The sequence below is a fragment of the Salinibacterium xinjiangense genome (genome assembly GCF_014645015.1).
In the GTDB taxonomy this organism is placed as follows: domain Bacteria; phylum Actinomycetota; class Actinomycetes; order Actinomycetales; family Microbacteriaceae; genus Rhodoglobus; species Rhodoglobus xinjiangensis.
Genome location: NZ_BMLC01000004.1, coordinates 173,392 through 191,871 on the forward strand (window position 1 = coordinate 173,392; position 18,480 = coordinate 191,871).

The following is an 18,480-nucleotide window of genomic DNA, read 5'->3' on the forward strand; positions in this document are numbered from 1 at the left end:
CCGTAGAACTATTTCTACACCCTTGTAGAAAACATTTCTACTCGGGGTAGAATTCACACATGCAATCCCTAGGTGAACTCGAACGAAGTGTCATGGATCTGCTCTGGGCGAAAGGGGAGACCCTCTCCGCTTACGACCTCCAGGCGAGACTCGCGGAGCCCGCCACCACCGGCAGGGAACTCGCAGCCACCACTATCCTCACCGTGTTGTCACGACTCGAGAAGAAGAATTTCGTCGTGCGCGAGCGCGATTCGCGGCCGCACCGCTATCGCGCAGCCGCTGGTCGCGAAGCGCACATGGCAGATCTCATGCATGAGGTGTTGGGGGGGGCATCGAACCGTACGGCAGTACTCGAGCGGTTCGTCGGCCAGGTCAGCGCCGAGGAGGCGGAGACCCTCCGCCGGATACTCAACGGTCGCTGACCGCGATGATCGCGCCTCTGGCGCTCGCCGCACTTGCCATAGCCCTCGCGTGGCCGATCCCCCTGCTGCTCGCGCGCGCGACGTGGCCCGCCCGTGCTCCCGCCGCCGCGCTACTGCTCTGGCAGTCGATAGCGATCGCTGGCGGGCTGTCGATGATCGGCGCGCTACTCACCTTCGGGCTGGCCCCGTTCGGTGACAATCTCGTGTCGGGCGCAATCGGTTTGGCGACCCGAGGGGTGCTCGAAGTGTCATTGCCCCACGCCCTCGCGCTCGCCGGGGCGGCCCTCTTCGCTTTCCACCTGCTGCTCAACTTCACGCTCACCATCGTCAGGTCTGAGCGTCAACGGCGGCGGCATGCCCAGCTTCTCTTCCTGCTCAGTTCGCCGCTGCCCTCCGGCTCGCGCATGCTCGATAGTCCTGCACCGGTCGCGTATTGCCTTCCCGGAGCCGTGACATCGGTCACGGTGGTCTCCGCCGGACTCGTGGAGTTGCTCGATGACGACGAGATGACCGCAGTTATCGAACACGAGAAGGCGCACGTCACCCAGCGGCACGACGTCGTGCTCATTGCCTTCCGCGCCTGGTACGCCTCGCTCCCGTGGTTTCCGATCGCCTTCCGGGCCCAGCGTGAGGTCGGCCTGCTGATCGAGATGCTGGCGGATGACCGTGCCCGCCGAGTCGTGCCAGACTCCGTGCTGGCACGAGCGATCGTGCTTGTCGGTGCGGAGCGAGGGAGCGAGCCAGTGACGGCGTCGCTTCCGGACTGGGGAGATGCGGCATCCATCGACCAGTTGCGCAACCGGCTAGCGCGGCTCGACACGCGCCCGCTCTCAGATGCCGCGGAAGCCGCCGTCGTCGTCGCGGCGGTCGCCCTCCTTACCGTGCCCACTGTGCTGCTGTTCGCACCGGGAGCGGCTGCGCTGCTCTAGCCGCCCGGCGCCCGCCGCCGTTGCCCTCCGCCCGCCGCCCGCCGTTGCCCCCGTTGCCCGCAGCTGCTTCGCCCGTCCGCCGTTGCCCACCCTTCCGAAATGACGGAAGTCAGGATGCCCCGGCACGGGATTGCGGGGGCGCACAGCCTGTCACAGCCAAGTTCTCCGTCATTTCGGAAGGGCCGGGAGGGGGGTCACGATGGGCGACGTATGGCGGAATGCCGTACATCCGGGGATTGCAAGCCGCCAGCCCGGCTGCTTACCGCGCGACACGCCGTGCCGATAACATCAGCCGCGTTGCCCACCACGACCAGCGCGGCTGAGGCGTCAGGCCTGGGAGCGCGTCTTACGGACCGCAGGCCTGCGCGGGGCCGGGGACGTGCGCGAGACCTTCGCGGGCACAGCGGCAGCTGCGGCGGGCGACACCGCACGCGGGGCGAGTCGCTGCAACTGGGTGACGTGCTTCGGCTCCAGCTCGCCGATGCTTGTGACCTCGAGCAGCTTCATGGTGCGCAGCAGCTGGTCGGACAGGATCTGGATTGTGCGGTCCACGCCCTCGCGGCCCCCGGCCATGAGCCCGTAAAGGTAGGCGCGACCAATGAGTGTGAACTTCGCGCCCAGGGCCATGGATGCCACGATGTCCGCGCCGTTCATGATGCCGGTATCGACCATCACCTCGACATCGTTTCCGACCTCGCGCACCACCTCGGGCAGCAGGTGGAACGGGATGGGTGCGCGATCGAGCTGGCGACCGCCGTGATTGGAGAGCAGGATGCCGTCGACGCCGAGGGCCGCGAGTCGTTTTGAGTCCTCCAGATTCTGCACACCCTTGACGACGATCCGGCCGGGCCACATATTGCGGATGATCTGCAGGTCGTCGTAGTTGATCGACGGGTCCATGGCGGAGTCGAGCAGTTCACCGACCGTGCCTCCCGTCGAGGCGAGGGAAGCGAACTCCAGCGGCGGGGTGGTGAGGAAGTCGAACCACCACCACGGCCGGGGAATAGCGTTGATGATCGTGCCGGCCGTCAGTTGGGGTGGAATGGAGAACCCGTTGCGCTTATCGCGCAGGCGCGCGCCAGCCACCGGGGTGTCGACGGTGAACATGAGGGTGTCGAATCCAGCCGCAGCTGCACGCTCGATGAGCCCGTACGAGATCTCGCGCTGGCGCATCACATAGAGCTGGAACCAGTTCCGACCGTGAGGGTTGGCTGCCTTCACATCCTCGATGGATGTCGTCCCCAGGGTCGACAGCGTGAACGGGATGCCCGCCGCCGCCGCCGCGCCCGCACCCGCTATCTCGCCCTCGGTGTGCATGAGCCGGGTGAATCCGGTCGGCGCAATTCCGAAGGGCAGCGCCGACGTTCCACCGAGAACCGTGGTGGTCGTGTCGACGGTGGACGCGTCCCGCAGGATCGACGGATGAAACTCGATGTCTTCGAACGCCTGGCGGGCACGGGCCAGGGACAGCTCGCCCTCAGCCGCGCCATCCGTGTAATCGAAGGCAGCCTTCGGGGTGCGGCGCTTCGCTATCGCCTTGAGGTCGTAGATGGTGAGAGCACCCTCGAGGCGGCGCTTCTTCCCGTTGAGTTCGGGCGCCTTGAACTTCATGAGCTTTGCGAGCTCGACGGGGTTGGGAAACTGGCGCTTAACCATGCTGTGTCCTGTCCAGGTTGTGAAGGAGGCGGTCTCGAGCCCCGGCAATATGAGCTCTGGTCAGTCGCGCCGCGAGGGTGGAGTCTCCGGTGAGGATGGCATCGAGGATGCCCTGGTGCTGCCCTGCGATGTCCTGTGCACTGAGCAATTGGGCAACCTGCACCTGCCCGATGCAGAGCTCGATCTCGCCCATGAGCAGTGAGTGCATGCGGGTGAGTCGTGGACTTGGCTGGGCATCGACGAGAGCGCGGTGGAAGTCGATGTCGTGCCGGGCGAAGTCGGTCGCGGTGGTGATGGCGTCGTTGGCGGTGACAGCCGAGAGGGGCACGGTCGACAGGGCGGCCAGCGCGGTCACGGCCTCAGCTTCGATGATGGCCCGGTTGTAATACAGGTCGGCGATGTCGTCGTGGCCCAGCACCGGCACGCGCGCGGCATGGTGCGGCTCACGTCGCAGCAGTCCGTCGACAACGAGTCTCTCGATGGCGAGACGGGCGGTAGGGCGGGCGACACCGAAGCGCAGGGCGACCACCGATTCCGTGATGGCGGAGCCCGGCGCATCAAGCTGGCAGAGGATGCTGGCGCGAAGCTGATCGTAGATCGCGTCCGGAAGCACCGTGGTGGTGTCGATCGACATCGCGCTCCCGCTTTATTGTGGTTGTGCCGTACAGATTGTCTGACAATCTAGCAGGTTGTCAGACGATCAGTGCGGTGAATATCGCTTCGGTGAGAACGCGGTCGCGACGAGGGCGCGCAGCGACTCGAGCGAACCCGTCACGAGACCCTGCGCGCGCGCCTGGACGAGCACATTGCCGATGGCCGTGGCCTCGACGGGACCGGCAAGCACCGGCATACCGCTGCGATCGGCGAGGAGCTGGCACAGCAGCTCGTTCTGCGAGCCACCACCGACGATATGGATGACGCTGATCGGCTTGCCCGAGAGCTCCGAGGCCGCACGCACCGCCGTCACGAACGCGACGCTGAGGCTCTCGATGATGCTACGCACGAACTCCACGCGGGATTGGGGCGGCTGCAGGCCTCGAGAAACGCACCAGTGCGCAATCCGCTCGGGCATGTCGCCGGGAGCCAGGAAGCCGGGGTCGTCCGCGTCGAACATCGCGACGGGGGTGGTGAGCGCCGCCGCCGCACCCAGCAGGGCCTGAAGCCGCAGGGTCGGATCGTGCTCCTGCCATTCACGCACACACTCGCTCAGCAGCCAGAGCCCCATGACGTTGTGCAGGTAGCGCACGCGAGAATCGACGCCACTCTCGTTGGTGAAGTTGGCCGACCGCGACGCCGCCGTGAGCACGGGAGCATCGAGTTCGACGCCCACGAGTCCCCAGGTTCCGCAGGAGATGTAGGCGAAATCCTCTTGAGTCGCCGGCACGGCCACGACCGCCGACGCGGTGTCGTGCGAGCCGACCGCAGTCACCGTGCCGGGCAGCCTGAGTTCGGGCCGCGGCACGCCGATCGTCGTGCCGGGCGCGACGAGGTCGGGGAAGATGCGTCTCGGCAGGCCCAGACGTTCGATGAGCGAGTCATCCCAGCCACCGGTGGTGATATTCAGCAGCCCTGTCGTCGAGGCGTTGGTCTGTTCGACCGCCTGGCGGCCGGTGAGCCAGAAGTTGATGAGGTCGGGCACGAGAAGGAACGAGTCAGCTTCTTTCAGGTCAATCTCTGCGGCGAGCTGGTAAAGCGTGTTGAACGGGAGGAACTGCAGCCCGTTCGCAGCGTAGAGCTCTTCGGGCGGTACGAGAGCGTGCACTCGCTCAATAGCCGGTAAGGTTCGGTCGTCGCGGTAGTGGAACGGGGCTGCGAGCATGCGGCCGCCCCTGATGAGGGCATAGTCGACGGCCCACGAGTCGACGCCGATGCTGCAGATCTCCGGATCTTCGTGTGCGGCGGCGGCCAGGCCGTCGAGCACGTGACCGTAGAGCCCATCGATGTTCCAGTGCAGGCCGTCATCGAGCTGCACCGGACCGTTCGGGAACCGAGCAACGGGCCGCACGCTGAGTTCGTTGGGGCCGACATGGCCGAGCATGACTCGACCGCTCGTGGCACCGAGATCGACGGCGGCTACCGCCCTGGTCATCAGCGCAGGAAGGCCGCAGCAACACCCGCGTCGACGGGGATGTGCAGGCCGGTCGTGTGGCTGAGGTCTGACGTGCAGAGCACGAAGACGGCGTTGGCGACGTTCTCAGGGAGCACCTCGCGCTTGAGCAGGGTGCGCTGCGCGTAGTACTTTCCGAGGTCATCTTCGGCCACGCCGTAGACGGCCGCCCGCTTGGCTCCCCATCCGCCGGCGAAGATGCCGGAGCCACGAACGACGCCATCCGGATTGATCCCGTTGACCTTCACGCCATATTCACCGAGCTCGGCCGCCAGCAATCGCACCTGGTGGGCCTGGTCGGCCTTCGTCGCCGAGTACGCGATGTTGTTGGGCCCGGCGAACACCGAGTTCTTCGAAGAGATGTAGATGATGTCGCCACCGAGCTTCTGGTCGATCAGCACCGTCGCGGCCGCGCGCGAGACGAGGAACGAGCCCCTGGCCATCACGTTGTGTTGGAGATCCCAGTCTGCGACCGTGGTCTCGAGCAGGCTTTTCGACAGCGACAGCCCCGCATTGTTGACGACCAGGTCGAGGCCCCCGAAGGCGAGCAGCGTCTGGTCGATGGCAGACTGCACCGCGACTTCGTCGGTCACGTTTGCGACTATGCCGATGGCGACATCCTCGGGCCGGGCAAGCCCAGCGCCGAGTTCGGCGGCGGCCTCCTGTGCCTTCGGGAGGTCGAGGTCGGCGATGACGACGCAGGCCCCCTCGGCGGCGAGGCGCGTCGCGATGGCCTTGCCGATTCCAGATGCTGCCCCGGTGACGAGCGCGATCCTGCCGGCGAGCGGCTTCGGCTGGGGCATCCGCCTCAGCTTCGCGTCCTCGAGCAGCCAGTATTCGATCGCGAACTTCTCGGCGTCGGAGATCGGGGAGTATGTCGAGATGCCCTCGGCTCCGCGCATCACGTTGATGGCGTTGATATAGAACTCGCCAGCGACGCGTGCGGTCTGCTTATTTGCACCGTAACTGAACATGCCGACGCCCGGGATGAGCACGATCGCCGGATCTGCGCCGCGCATTGCCGGGCTGCTGTCGATCCTGTGTTTCTCGTAATAGGCCGTGTAGTCCTCGCGGTAGGCGGCATGAAGCTCGTCGAGCCTGGCGATGGATGCCTCGATCGTGGCGTCGGCCGGAAGATCGAGTACGAGCGGCTTCACCTTGGTGCGCAGGAAGTGGTCAGGGCAGCTCGTGCCGAGCGCGCCCAGTCGCTGGTGCTCGGCGGCGGCGAGGAAGTCGGTGACCACCGCGGCATCGGTGAAGTGGCCGACCTGCGCACGGTCGGTCGATGCGATGCCCCGGATGTGGGCCGCCAACGCCGCCGCCTTCTCGAGTCGTTGTTCCGCGGGAAGTGCGGCATAGCCGTCGAGGGCCGGCCCGAACGGCTCCGGTGTGCTGTTGGCGGCGATGAACTCTTCTGCGGTCGCGATGATCCATAGGCTGTTGGTCTCGACCTCATCACTCGTGTCGCCCCAGGCGGTGATGCCGTGTCCACCGAGAATGCAGCCGATCGCCTTCGGGTTCGCTGCCCTGATCGCGGCGATGTCGAGCCCGAGCTGGAAGCCGGGGCGACGCCACGGCACCCAGACAACGCGGTCGCCGTAGGCCTTCGCGGTGAGAGCTTCGCCGTCGGCGGAGGTGGCGAAAGCGATGCCCGAGTCTGGATGCAGGTGGTCGACGTGGGCCGCATCCACCAGTCCATGCATGGCCGTGTCGATGGATGGAGCCGCACCACCCTTGCCGTGCAGCGTGTAGTCGAGGGCTCCAACCATCTCGTCTTCGCGGTCGAGCCCTGGGTAGACGTCGACGAGCGCCCGCATCCGGTCGAGGCGCAGCACCGCGAGACCGGATGCGGCCAGGGTGCCGAGGTCGCCTCCCGAGCCCTTCACCCAGAGCAACTCGACGGGTTTGCCCGTGACGGGGTCGATCTCGCTTCCCTTGGCCGAGGTGTTGCCACCGGCGTAGTTCGTGATGCGCGGATCTGAGCCAAGCCGGTTGGAGCGGGCGACGAGTTGTTCGGCGGTGGTTGTCACGCTCACGCACCCCATCCGGCCTGCACGCCGCCGACGCGGTCTTCGGCGATCTTCTCCTGGTAGCCGGATGCCGCATAGGCCGCCATCGGGTCGCTTGCGATCCCGCGCGACACACGCCACGACGCGAGGTCTGCCCGGACGTCGGTATAGAAGGCATCCATGAGGATGCCGTTGGCGCCGAGCACGTCACCGGCGTCCTGTGCGGCCGACAGCGCCGCGGAGTCGACCAGCAGGGCACGAGCCGTCATCTCCTGCACGTTCAGCACGGAACGGATCTGCCCGGGGATTTTATCTTCGACGTTGTGGCACTGGTCGAGCATGAAGGCAACGTCGCTGTTCGCGCCGTAGCCTCCACCGCGGACAACCTCGAACAGGATGCGGAACAGCTGGAACGGGTCGGCGGCACCCACGATGAGGTCGTCGTCCGCGTAGAAGCGCGAGTTGAAGTCGAACGAACCGAGCTTCCCGAGACGAAGCAGCTGCATCACGATGAATTCGATGTTCGTGCCGGGCGCGTGGTGGCCCGTGTCCAGGCAGACGAGCGCGCGATCGCCGAGGGCCGATACCTGGGCATACGACGTGCCCCAGTCCGGGATGTCGGTGTGATAAAAAGCGGGCTCGAAGAATTTGTACTCCAGAACCAGCCGCTGCTCATCACCGATGCGCGCATAGATCTTCGCGAGCGAGTCGGCCAGGCGATCCTGGCGGCCTCGGATATCGCCCTGGCCGGGGTAATTCGTGCCGTCGGCGAGCCAGATCTTCAGGTCGCGAGACCCGGTCGCATCCATCACATCGATGCACGAGAAGTGGTGATCGATGGCTTTCTGGCGAACCGCGGCGTCGGTGTGGGTGAGCGATCCGTACTTATATTCGTCATCCTGGAAGGTGTTCGAGTTGACGGTTCCGAGCTCGACTCCGAGGTCCTGGGAGTATGAACGCAGCGCTGAGTAGTCGTCGACCCTGTCCCAGGGAATGTGGATCGCCACACTCGGGGAGAGCGCCGTGTATTTATTGACCTGGGCCGCATCCGCGATCTTCTCCTGCGGGGTGCGAGGCGTTCCGGGGGTGCCGAACACTTTGAAGCGTGTACCGGAGTTGCCGAAGGCCCACGACGGAAGTTCGATCGCCTGTTCCGCGAGCCGCGGGGCGATTTCTTTGAAAGTGGGCATGAGACCTCTCTGTCCTCAAGGGATGCCGATCCGACGGCATTGTTCTAACGCGTGAAACGTAACAACAAAAGTTTCACGATGCAACATTCTCGATTCAGAGCAGCGTGACACGATCGCGGAACTCGTCGAGCCGCGAGTCAGACGGAGAGAGCTCCGTGACGAGAACGGTCACGTCGGTCAGCTGCAGGCAGGCCGCCGTCGATTGCTGGTGGAGCTTCGATGAATCGATGCACAGCACCAGCTCTTTGGCCATCCTGAAGAACGTGCGCTTCATCTCCGCCTCGCGCAGCGATACCTCCGATGTGCCGTAGTCGGTGTCGATGGCCGACGCCGACGCGAACAGCCGGGTGTATCGCAGTGACTCGGCCGCGTGCACGGCTATCGGCCCGACGAAGCTGTCGGTGATCTCCTCCGTCTCGCCCCCGATGAGAATCGCGTTCACCCCGTGTGATGAGCGCATCGCACCGTAGGTCTGGTAAGAGTTCGTCGCCACCGTCAGGCCCGATCGCACGCCGAAGCGCGCCGCAAGCGTGGCGACAGTCGTGGAGGCATCGAGAGCGATGGATCCGGTGTGGGGCACGAGCGACAGGGCCTTCTCGGCGATGGCCTCTTTGGCGTGCAGGCGAACCGCGCGCCGATCGCTGAACGGGCGGGGTCCGATGACGGAGATGGCACCGCCGCGCACCCGCCGCAACAGCCCCTCGCCCTCCAGTGACTCCAGGTCTCGTCGGATCGTCATCGTCGACACACCGAACTCGTCGGCAGCGACAGAGAGGCTGATGACGTTCTCGCTGGTGACCGTCGCCAGGAGGCGAGCCCGTCGATCCTCGGAGTCCGCCGTGCTGCTGGTCGCCATTTTTTCGCCTTTGAACGATGATGCTTCATGTGATGTTTTTTGAAAACATAACACACTGGTGTTCAGTGAGCCCGAAGTATCGGCATTGACAAATGTCGCAGCCACATCGTTTGACACACGTGAGAGCCGGTGCTACTTTCCTCACATAACCGGTTCAATGAACCAGTTGGAGAACAGACAGCGACGCCCACGATGGCAGCGCCTCAGCAGGGGAGCACAGCCGATGGCATCCGAGGCTTACCGCAACATCGCATCGACCGCATCCGGCATGGATCGTTCCCTCGAGGCAGGAGCCGGTATCGTGCGCCTCGCCCCCGCCTGGGTTCCACGAGCGTTCTGCACTCCCGGCCGTCGCATCCGACTCCACCCCGACGACTATTTTCCGTTCGCGCAGACCCGCGGCGGGATCGATGAACGCTGGCTCTCCTCAGCGGTGCGCGCTGATAACGGGCCTCTGACGGGTGCGAACGAGGGTCTCAGCCTCGTGGTCGACCCTGATGGCAAGAACCTGCTTCCTTTCGACGATTTCATCAGCCACCACAGAGGCGACGTCATCGGAGACCGGCTCTGGGAGCGCCACAACAAGTGGCCCATGTACTCGAAGTTCTTCGATAACCAGCAGGCGCTCCCTTTCCACGTTCACCACACTGATGAGAAGGCCGCGCTCGTCGACAAGCTGGGCAAGCCTGAGGCCTATTACTACTCGCCCCACATGAACAACCACATGGGCGACCAGCCGATCTCATTCCTCGGGTTCCAGCCGAACGTGAGCAGGGAGCAGGTGCGAGAGCGACTGGCGCGATTCTCCCAGGGTGGAGACAACCACATCACTGACCTGGCGTTCGGCTACCGCACCCAGCTCGGCACCGGATGGGACATCCCGTCGGGTGTGTTGCACGCCCCCGCGAGCGTCGCTACGTACGAACCGCAGGCAGCATCCGACGTCCTCTGCATGTGTGAGTCGTGGAGCAACAATCGGGAGGTACCGGAGGAGCTGCTCTGGAAGGATGTGCCGGCCGACAAGCACGGAGACCTCGACTTCATCATCGGCCTGCTGGAGTGGGAGCTTAATGTCGATCCGCATTTCGTCGCCAATCGCTTCATGGTGCCGTATTCCACCGAACAGTCGAAGGCCGACGGCGAGACCGCGTACGTCGAGAAATGGGTCGTGTTCCGCTCCCCGCATTTCAGCGCAAAGGAGCTGGCGGTGAAGCCGGGCCAGACGGTGACGATCACCGATCAGGATGCCTACGGCATCATCGCCGTGCAGGGGCACGGATCGTTCGGTGCGCATGAGGTCGCTGCGGCAACGCTGATCCGATTCGGCCAGCTGAGCCAGGATGAATTCTTCGTCTCGGAGTCTGCAGCACGCTTTGGTGTCAGGATTACCAATTCCAGCCCCACCGATGACCTCGTGATTCTCAAGCACTTCGGTCCGGAGAACTCGGAACTGGGGCTGCATGTCTGACGTTCGGATCGGCGGCGTGAGCCCGTCACGATGAAGCTCAGAGCGCGGCCAGTGTGTCCCAGGCCGCGTCGATGGTGGGGTCGACGACCTGGCGGGATGGCTTCGACAGGTACCAGTCCACGATGTCGCGCGCACCTGTGGAGAAGGGGGTCGTCGCCGTCCAGCCGGGTACGAGGGTCTTGATCCGTGTGTTGTCGAAGATCACGGAGTGTGACGAGTCCCCGAGCAGCCACGAACCCAGGTCGGGAAGCTCGCGTGCGATGCGTTCGCTCGCGACATGTGCGAGCACCGGCTCGACACCGATCGCCGTTCCGAGCTGCCGGGCGATGTCATCCCAGGTCAGGTGCTCGTCTGATGTGATGTGCACCGCCGACCCGAGGGCGTGCGAATTGCCGAACAGGCCGACGAATGCGCGGGCGAAATCGCGGGAGTGGGTCAGCGACCACCAGCTCGTACCATCCCCATGCACGACGATCGGCTTGCCATCGAGCATCCGCTGAAATGCAGTCCAGCCGCCCGGGAGAGGCATGTTGCCGCCGTCGTACGTGTGCGAGGGCCGCACGATCGTCATGGGGAAGCCGCTCTGTCGATAGGCATCGACAAGCACGTCTTCGCAGGCGATCTTGTCGCGGGAGTATTCCCAAAACGGGTTGTGAAGCGGGGTCGACTCCACGATCGGGAGCATGGCGATCGGCGTCTGGTACGCGGATGCGGATGAGACGAACAGGTACTGCCTCGTCCGACCGGCGAACAGCTCGATGTCTGCTTGAACCTGTTCGGGCTTGAATGCGCGGAAGTTCGCGACGACGTCGAAATCAGTGTCGCCGATGGCGGCACGAATCGAGGCCGGATCGTCGGCATCCCCCCGTAATGTTGTCACACCGTCAATCGGCGCGCGGTCGGAGGTGAGGCCTCGTGTGACCTGCGTCACGTCGTATCCGAGTTCGACGGCCAACCTGCTGACCCACCACGAGATGATGCCGTTTCCGCCAATGATGAGCACCCGCTGAGCTGTCATGTGCCAACACTACGTCTACCGACTGTCCGATTAGGGCAAAGCTGTCGTGCTGGTTCACTCGCCCGGAGGCCGCCGGGGCGATGCACAATGGATTCATGCCACTCACAGGAGAATACGAACCGAGCACGTCTGACTGGGCGCGCAAGCAGGCCGAACTATATGAAGCGACGGGCGGGGCCGAGGGGGGCGAGCTGCGCGGCATGCCCGTCATCGTGCTGACGACGGTGGGCGCAAAGTCGGGCAAACTGCGCAAAACTGCGCTCATGCGGGTCGAGCACGACGGCGAGTATGCCGTCGTCGCTTCGCTGGGCGGCGCCCCGAAGCATCCGGTGTGGTACTTCAATATGGTGGCGCACCCGCACGTGGAGCTGCAGGACGGACCGGAGAAGCTCGACTACCTCGCACGCGAGGTGACCGGGGACGAGAAGGCTGCCTGGTGGGAGCGTGCCGTTGCTGCATTTCCCGACTACGCCGACTACCAGGAGAAGACCGACCGGGAGATCCCGGTCTTCGTGCTCGAGGCAATCAGCGGCTGACGACATCGGTCATTCGCGGGCCAACCGTATCGGCCTTCTCGAGGGAAAGCCCGATCATGGACGATCCTGAGCGCTGAAGACCTGGGACGTTCGCCGTCGCATCGCTGAAACACCGCTGCAACACTGTGGGCCTAGAGTCAGCGTATGGCTGACCTGTTCGATGGTTACGGCACAACGTCCATCAAGCGCACTGGTGCGCCCGCGTGGGATGAGATGTTCTCCACGCCGGGAACGGCGCGCGACTCGTATCGTGAGATCCATGCGGCGCTCGCCGAGATGACGCAGGATGAGCTCCGCGGTCGCACCGAAGCCCTCGGGGCGAGCTACCTCGCCCAGGGCGTCACGTTCGACTTCGCCGGTGAGGAACGACCGTTTCCCCTCGATGCCGTGCCCCGCGTCATCGACCAGGCCGAGTGGCTGACCGTCGAGGCCGGGATCAAGCAGCGGGTGCGAGCGCTCGAAGCCTTCCTGGCCGACATCTACGGTGAGCAGAACGCGGTGAAGGATGGCGTGATCCCCGCCAGGCTCATCACGTCGTCGAGCCACTTCCACCGCCAGGCCGCCGGCATCGACCCCGCGAACGGCGTGCGCATCCAGGTCAGCGGCATCGACCTGATCCGCGACGAACAGGGCACGTGGCGCGTGCTCGAAGACAACGTGCGGGTGCCGTCAGGCGTCAGCTACGTGATCTCCAACCGCAGGGTCATGGCCCAGACCCTGCCCGAACTGTTCGTCAGCATGAGGGTGCGCCCCGTGGGCGATTATCCGCACAAGCTGCTCGGTGCGCTCAGGGCGTCCGCCCCGGCTGGCGTCGAAGACCCGACCGTCGTGGTGCTCACACCGGGTGTCTACAACTCGGCGTACTTCGAGCACACGCTGCTCGCGCGACTCATGGGCGTCGAGCTCGTCGAGGGCCGCGATCTGTTCTGCTCCGGTGGCAGGGTGTGGATGCGCACCACGGCCGGTCCCACCCGGGTGGACGTGATCTATCGCCGGGTCGACGACGAGTTCCTCGATCCGCTGCAGTTCAGGGCGGACTCGATGCTCGGCAGCCCCGGCCTGATGCTCGCTGCCCGCCTCGGAAACGTGACGATCGCCAACGCTGTAGGAAACGGGGTCGCCGACGACAAGCTTGTCTACACCTACCTGCCCGAGCTGACGAAATACTATCTGGGCGAGGAAGCGCTGCTGCAGAACGTGCAGACGTGGCGCCTCGAAGAGCCCGGTCAGCTCGAGGAGGTGCTCGACCGGCTCGATGAACTCGTGGTGAAACCGGTGGACGGTTCCGGCGGCAAGGGGCTCGTCATCGGCCCCGCGGCATCCGCCGACGAATTGGCGAAGCTGAAAGCGAGCCTGCTGAAAGACCCCAGGGGCTGGATCGCGCAGCCCGTGGTGCAGCTGTCGACCATCCCGACGCTCGTCGACGATGGCATGCGACCCCGCCACGCCGACCTCAGGCCGTTCGCGGTCAACGACGGCAAAGACATCTGGGTGCTGCCCGGTGGCCTGACCCGGGTCGCGTTACCCGAGGGCGAACTCGTCGTCAACAGCTCGCAGGGTGGCGGCTCGAAAGACACCTGGGTGGTCGGACAGGATCCGCTGCTGGTGTCGCGCCACAGCATCCAGGGTCTCGTCGCAGGGCAGGCCGCCGCAACGGAAGCGATCTCGATCATCACACCGGAGATGCTGAAGGCGGCCCAGCAGGATCATGCGCCCCATGAGCGACCGCTCGGCCACGGCCAGCAGGAGCAACAGCAGCAAACTTCCACAGAAGCGGAGGTTTCCGAATGCTGAGCCGCATCGCAGAATCACTGTTCTGGATCGGGCGTTACATCGAGCGCTCCGACGGCACCGCGCGCATCCTCGATGTGCATCTCCAACTGCTGCTCGAAGACCCGTGGATCGAGGAAGACCTCGCCTGCCGTTCGCTGCTGAGCGTCATGGGCAGCGAGGTTCCGAAAGATCGCATGCTCAACCGGCAGAGCGTGCTCGAGATCCTGGCCGTCGACCGTTCGGAGCCGGCATCCATCGCCTACTCACTCGGAGCGGCCCGCGAGAACGCCAGGCGAGCCCGGGAGATCGTCTCCACCGAGCTGTGGGAATGCCTCAATACCACCAGGGCCAGGATGCCGCGGCGCGTGTCGAGCGACAAGGTGCACGAGTTCTTCGGCTGGGTGCGTGAGCGATCGGCGCTCGCGGTCGGCATCATCGAGTCCGGCACGAGCCGCGACGAGGCGTGGCAGTTCTTCACGCTCGGCCGCTCCATCGAGCGTGCCGACATGACGGCGAGGCTGCTGGCCACCCGGTCGCTGACCGAGGCGAGCGGGCCATCCTGGACGACGATCCTGCGCTCCTGTGGCGCGTACGAGGCATACCTCCGCACCTACCGCGGCGTGCCGAGCGCAAAGAATGCCGCCGAGTTCCTGCTGCTCGATCGACTGTTTCCCCGCAGCATCCTGTATTCGGTCACTCGCGCGCAGGAGTGTATGCGCGAGCTCGAGCCTCGCAGCGATCGCGTCGGAATCTCCGACCCCTCGCAGCGACTGCTCGGCCAGATCCGGAGCGAACTCGAATACCGGCCCATAGTCGAGATTCTCGAAGACCTGACCATGCACATGGATAACGTGCAGGCGGCGACGAGCGCGGCATCCGAGGCGATCCGGCAGCGCTACTTCCCGACGAACGCCGCACCGACCTGGGTGGGAAAGACCTCATGAACCGCCTTCGCATCAAGCACATGACCGGCTTCCACTACGGCGGGGATGTCACGGCCTCCTACAACGAGGCGAGGATGCTGCCGGTCAGTTCAGATGGCCAGCTCGTGCTCTACTCGAACCTCGAGATCCTGCCGATGTCGAGCAACCACGGCTACGTCGACTACTGGGGTTCGAGGGTGTCGTCGTTCGAGATCCTGACGCCGCATAAAGAGTTGTCGCTGACGGCCACGAGCCTCGTCGAGGTGCGCCCAAGGCCTCACGAGCTCGACGGGCTGGGCTGGGATGATCTGGCCCTCGCCTCCAGCCGGGTGACCGAGACTGTGGAGCAGTTGAAGCAGACCCGTCGCACCGAGCCGCCGGCTGAGGTCGTCGCGATGGCCACGGAGATCGCCGGGCGTCACACCGACTCGTGCGCCGCCGCGCTCGAGATCAGCATGGCGATCGGCGACGCAGTGGAGTACATGCAGGGCGTCACTGCTGTCACTTCGACCGCGGCCGAGGCCTGGGCTGTGCGCAAAGGTGTCTGCCAGGACATCGCGCACCTCGCCCTCGGGGCGCTGCGTGCGGTCGGCATTCCGGCACGCTACGTATCCGGATACCTCCACCCGAAGTCATCCGCCGCAATCGGTGAGACCATCGCGGGTGAATCGCACGCGTGGGTCGAGTGGTTCTGCGGCAGGCAGTGGAGGGGATTCGACCCCACCAACCTGATCGACATCGGCGACCGTCACGTGCTGGTGGGTCGCGGTCGCGACTACAACGACGTGCCCCCGCTGCGCGGCGTGTACGCGGGCCCGTTCGGCTCGTCGCTCTTCGTGAAGGTCGAGATCACGCGCGAGGCCTAGTGTCGCCGACAGGCTCAGCTCGTGCGGCGGGCGGTCGCTGCGACGATCGCGATCTCCTGGGTCGCGAGTTCCCGATGTTGCGCAGGGTCGACGCCCGCGCGGGCCGACAGTTCTGCGGCGATCTCGTCGGCGATGCGGTGACGGCGGGATCGCAGCATCCACACTCCGGCAATCGCTCCCGCCAGGATGCCGGATGCCGCCCCGATACCGATCGACCAGCGGGGGCCGAACTCGTTCGCGACCCAGCCAACCACCGGTGCGCCGATGGGGGTGCCGCCAGCGAAGATCGCCATGTACAGCGCCATGACCCTGCCACGCATCATGGGCGCCGTGGTGGTCTGCACGTAGGCGTTCGCCGTGCTCATCATGGTGAGCGATGTCGCACCGACGATGACCAGCGCGGCTGCGAACAGCCAGTAGGTCGGCGCCAGGGCGGCGAGCACGCAGATGGCCCCGAAGGCCGCAGCGGCGATGACGATGAGCCCGAGACGCACCCGTTCGCGCCTCGCCGCGAGTAGGGACCCGACGATCGCACCGACCGCCATGATCGACGAGAGCACACCGAATTCGGTGGCGCCAAGACCGAACTCCACGGTCGACATCGTGGAGATGAAGATGGGGAAGTTGAAGCCGAACGTGCCCACGAGGAACACCATGACGAGCACCACGAGAATGTCGTTGCGTCCGACGACATAGCGAAGACCATCCCGGATCTGGCCCCTGGCCTTCTCCAGCCTCGGAGTGGCGACCAGCTGGTGCTTCCGGATGAAGGCCAGCGAGAGCAGCACTCCTGCAAACGAGAGCCCGTTGACAATGAACACGGGGCCGGACCCAATCCACGCGATGAGCACACCAGCGGCGGCCGGCCCGATCAGGCGTGCGCTCTGGAACGAGGTCGAGTTGAGGGCAACGGCATTGGAGAGGTCGGCGTCCGTGACGAGCTCAGACACGAAAGCCTGGCGCACCGGGGCATCGATGGCGGTCGCGATACCGAGCAGCAGCGCAAACGCGTAGACGTGCCAGAGCTGCGCCTGCCCCGAGATGACGAGCACACCCATACCGAGGGCGAGGGCGCACTGGGTGGCCTGCGTCCACATGAGCACGCGGCGGCGGTCGAAGCGGTCGGCGATGAGCCCGGAAACCGGCATCAGCAGCAGGATGGGGCCGAACTGTAGGGCCATCGTGATGCCGAGGGCCGCGGCGTCGCGGTCGGTGAGCTCGGTCAGCACGATCCAGTCCTGGGCTGTGCGCTGCATCCATGCGCCGGTGTTGGAGACGAGTGCTCCCGCAAACCACAGCCGATAGTTGAAGATCTTCAGGCTTCGAAACATCGCGCTCATGAGTCGGCGAGCTTTCGCAGGATGGGGGCGGCGGCGGCGAGGGCGTCCCGTTCGTCCGGGGGCAGAGCCTCGAGTTGCCTGGCAAACCAGGCTGCCCGGCGCCGTTTGGTCTCCCGTGCGATCTCGAGCCCGGCATCCGTCGCCTCGATCAGCACTTTGCGGCCGTCATCCGGGGAGGTAGTGCGGGTGACCAGTCCGGACTCGACGAGGGCGTTGACCGTGCGATTCATGGATGGCGGGGTCACCCGCTCGTGCTCGCTGAGGGAGCCGAGTGTCTGCGCGCCCTCTTTCCACAGCACGAACAGTGCCGAGAGGTGGCCGTCGCTGATGTCGTCGTCCGCGCGCTCGAAACGCATGCGCCGCACGATCCGCATAAGGGCTATGCGGAGATCGTCGTTCAGCGCTTCATTCATATTTAGTTAGCATAGCAAATTAGTAATGCTAACTAAAATTGCTGTCTTCGTCACGAGCAGCTGATGCCGCCTCAGCGTCGCGCGGTCGTCACACGGTACTCGCCGCGAGGGTCCTGATGATTCGTGATCGACAGCCAGCCATCGTTCTCGAGCAGTTCACCGACCCGCCGCCCCTGCGAGATGCCGTGCTCGAAAGCAAGGTGGCCACCGGGTTTCAAGGGCCGCCGTGCGGTCTTCGACAGCACGCGGATGATCAGCAGCCCGTCGCCGCCAGCCGCCCATGACACCCCCGGGTCGAACAGGCGCACCTCCGGGGTCACCGGTTCGACGCCTTCGGCGAGGAACGGCGGATTTCCTGCGACGACATCCACCTTTCCGTCGAGATGCGAGAGGGCATCGGTCATGTCGCCCAGCACCGGATGCCCGTTATGAGGTGCGTGCTCCGCAAAGTTTTGCGTGGTCCACGTGAACGCCTCGGGAGAGATCTCGACACCGAAAACCGTCGCGGCCGGCACCTCCACAGCCATAGAGAGAGCAATTGCTCCCGCGCCGGTGCCGAGGTCGACCGCGATGGGGTGCTCCAGTTTGCTCGTGAGCAGCGCATCTATCGCCAATTGGGTCACAAACTCGGTTTCACGCCGGGGAACGAATACGCCGGGTCCGACGGAGAGTTCGAGCTGCCGGAAGAAGGCGCGTCCGGTGAGGTGCTGGAGAGGTTCACGGTCGACGCGCCGATTGGTGAAGTCGAGAACCCGGTCGCGCTGTTCCACTGTGAGTGTCGCGTCGTTCAAGGCTCCCGACTGCACGTCGGAACGCCGCATCCCCAGGGCATGGGCGAGGATGATTTCGGCGTCCCCTACCGACGTCGGGATTCCGGCCGCACTGAGCCTGGCAACCACCGCATCGAACACCTCAACGGCGATACGGTCGAGTCCGATCGTCATCGGTTCCCTTCGATTCGAATCCCAGTGAAC

The 18,480-nt window shown here is 65.1% G+C and carries 17 protein-coding genes; 7 read left to right on the forward strand and 10 right to left on the reverse strand.

What is annotated here, in order from left to right; translation table 11 throughout:
* The first annotated feature begins 59 nt into the window (after nt 1–59).
* On the forward strand, nt 60–422 hold the full coding sequence (locus IEW81_RS12680) for a BlaI/MecI/CopY family transcriptional regulator (protein ID WP_097061655.1): 363 nt from the start codon (nt 60–62) through the stop codon (nt 420–422).
* Between the two features lie 5 nt (nt 423–427).
* Nucleotides 428–1,351, forward strand: a complete 924-nt coding sequence (locus tag IEW81_RS12685; protein ID WP_097061656.1) for a M56 family metallopeptidase — start codon at nt 428–430, stop codon at nt 1,349–1,351.
* Nucleotides 1,352–1,678: 327 nt separating this feature from the next.
* On the opposite strand, the gene IEW81_RS12690 is transcribed toward IEW81_RS12685, so the two are convergent.
* From IEW81_RS12690 to IEW81_RS12715, 6 genes are all read right to left on the reverse strand, one after another.
* Nucleotides 1,679–3,007, reverse strand: a complete 1,329-nt coding sequence (locus tag IEW81_RS12690) for an alpha-hydroxy acid oxidase (protein WP_218840053.1) — start codon at nt 3,005–3,007, stop codon at nt 1,679–1,681.
* A complete protein-coding gene (locus tag IEW81_RS12695) occupies nt 3,000–3,641 on the reverse strand; it encodes a GntR family transcriptional regulator (RefSeq protein ID WP_097061657.1) in 642 nt (213 codons plus the stop codon). Before IEW81_RS12695 ends, IEW81_RS12690 begins: the two co-directional genes overlap by 8 nt.
* A 66-nt stretch (nt 3,642–3,707) precedes the next feature.
* Nucleotides 3,708–5,096: a rhamnulokinase gene (locus IEW81_RS12700; RefSeq protein ID WP_097061658.1), complete on the reverse strand. Its 1,389-nt coding sequence runs from the start codon at nt 5,094–5,096 to the stop codon at nt 3,708–3,710.
* A complete protein-coding gene (locus IEW81_RS12705; RefSeq protein WP_229671399.1) occupies nt 5,096–7,150 on the reverse strand; it encodes a bifunctional aldolase/short-chain dehydrogenase in 2,055 nt (684 codons plus the stop codon). Before IEW81_RS12705 ends, IEW81_RS12700 begins: the two co-directional genes overlap by 1 nt.
* Nucleotides 7,147–8,313 carry an L-rhamnose isomerase gene (gene rhaI / locus IEW81_RS12710; RefSeq protein ID WP_097061660.1) on the reverse strand — a complete coding sequence of 389 codons (1,167 nt, stop codon included), beginning with the start codon at nt 8,311–8,313 and terminating at the stop codon, nt 7,147–7,149. The genes IEW81_RS12705 and rhaI overlap by 4 nt, the downstream gene beginning before the upstream one ends.
* 94 nt (nt 8,314–8,407) lie before the next feature.
* A complete protein-coding gene (locus IEW81_RS12715; protein WP_097061661.1) occupies nt 8,408–9,169 on the reverse strand; it encodes a DeoR/GlpR family DNA-binding transcription regulator in 762 nt (253 codons plus the stop codon).
* Between the two features lie 223 nt (nt 9,170–9,392).
* Here IEW81_RS12715 and IEW81_RS12720 point away from each other — a divergent pair, with 223 nt between their 5' ends.
* Entirely contained in the window at nt 9,393–10,637 is a 1,245-nt protein-coding gene (locus IEW81_RS12720) for a cupin domain-containing protein (protein WP_097061662.1), read from the forward strand.
* A 37-nt stretch (nt 10,638–10,674) separates the two neighbouring features.
* Here the strand turns inward: IEW81_RS12720 and IEW81_RS12725 are convergent, their stop codons facing one another.
* Nucleotides 10,675–11,655 (reverse strand): SDR family oxidoreductase, encoded by a 981-nt coding sequence (locus IEW81_RS12725; RefSeq protein ID WP_097061663.1) that lies wholly within the window; start codon nt 11,653–11,655, stop codon nt 10,675–10,677.
* Nucleotides 11,656–11,750: 95 nt separating this feature from the next.
* Here IEW81_RS12725 and IEW81_RS12730 point away from each other — a divergent pair, with 95 nt between their 5' ends.
* From IEW81_RS12730 to IEW81_RS12745, 4 genes are all read left to right on the forward strand, one after another.
* Complete coding sequence (locus IEW81_RS12730) at nt 11,751–12,191, forward strand: nitroreductase family deazaflavin-dependent oxidoreductase (RefSeq protein ID WP_097061664.1); 441 nt, start codon at nt 11,751–11,753, stop codon at nt 12,189–12,191.
* Nucleotides 12,192–12,335: 144 nt separating this feature from the next.
* The gene (locus IEW81_RS12735; protein ID WP_097061665.1) at nt 12,336–13,985 is read left to right on the forward strand and encodes a circularly permuted type 2 ATP-grasp protein; all 1,650 of its coding nucleotides are present in this window, start codon (nt 12,336–12,338) and stop codon (nt 13,983–13,985) included.
* A complete protein-coding gene (locus IEW81_RS12740) occupies nt 13,979–14,908 on the forward strand; it encodes an alpha-E domain-containing protein (RefSeq protein ID WP_097061666.1) in 930 nt (309 codons plus the stop codon). The genes IEW81_RS12735 and IEW81_RS12740 overlap by 7 nt, the downstream gene beginning before the upstream one ends.
* The gene (locus IEW81_RS12745) at nt 14,905–15,753 is read left to right on the forward strand and encodes a transglutaminase family protein (protein ID WP_097061667.1); all 849 of its coding nucleotides are present in this window, start codon (nt 14,905–14,907) and stop codon (nt 15,751–15,753) included. Before IEW81_RS12740 ends, IEW81_RS12745 begins: the two co-directional genes overlap by 4 nt.
* Nucleotides 15,754–15,767: 14 nt before the next feature.
* Here the strand turns inward: IEW81_RS12745 and IEW81_RS12750 are convergent, their stop codons facing one another.
* The 3 genes from IEW81_RS12750 to IEW81_RS12760 form a co-directional block, all read right to left on the reverse strand.
* Nucleotides 15,768–17,093, reverse strand: a complete 1,326-nt coding sequence (locus IEW81_RS12750; protein WP_097061668.1) for an MFS transporter — start codon at nt 17,091–17,093, stop codon at nt 15,768–15,770.
* Complete coding sequence (locus IEW81_RS12755; protein WP_097061669.1) at nt 17,090–17,506, reverse strand: MarR family winged helix-turn-helix transcriptional regulator; 417 nt, start codon at nt 17,504–17,506, stop codon at nt 17,090–17,092. The genes IEW81_RS12750 and IEW81_RS12755 overlap by 4 nt, the downstream gene beginning before the upstream one ends.
* A 71-nt stretch (nt 17,507–17,577) precedes the next feature.
* On the reverse strand, nt 17,578–18,450 hold the full coding sequence (locus IEW81_RS12760; protein WP_097061670.1) for a N5-glutamine methyltransferase family protein: 873 nt from the start codon (nt 18,448–18,450) through the stop codon (nt 17,578–17,580).
* Nucleotides 18,451–18,480: the final 30 nt, after the last annotated feature.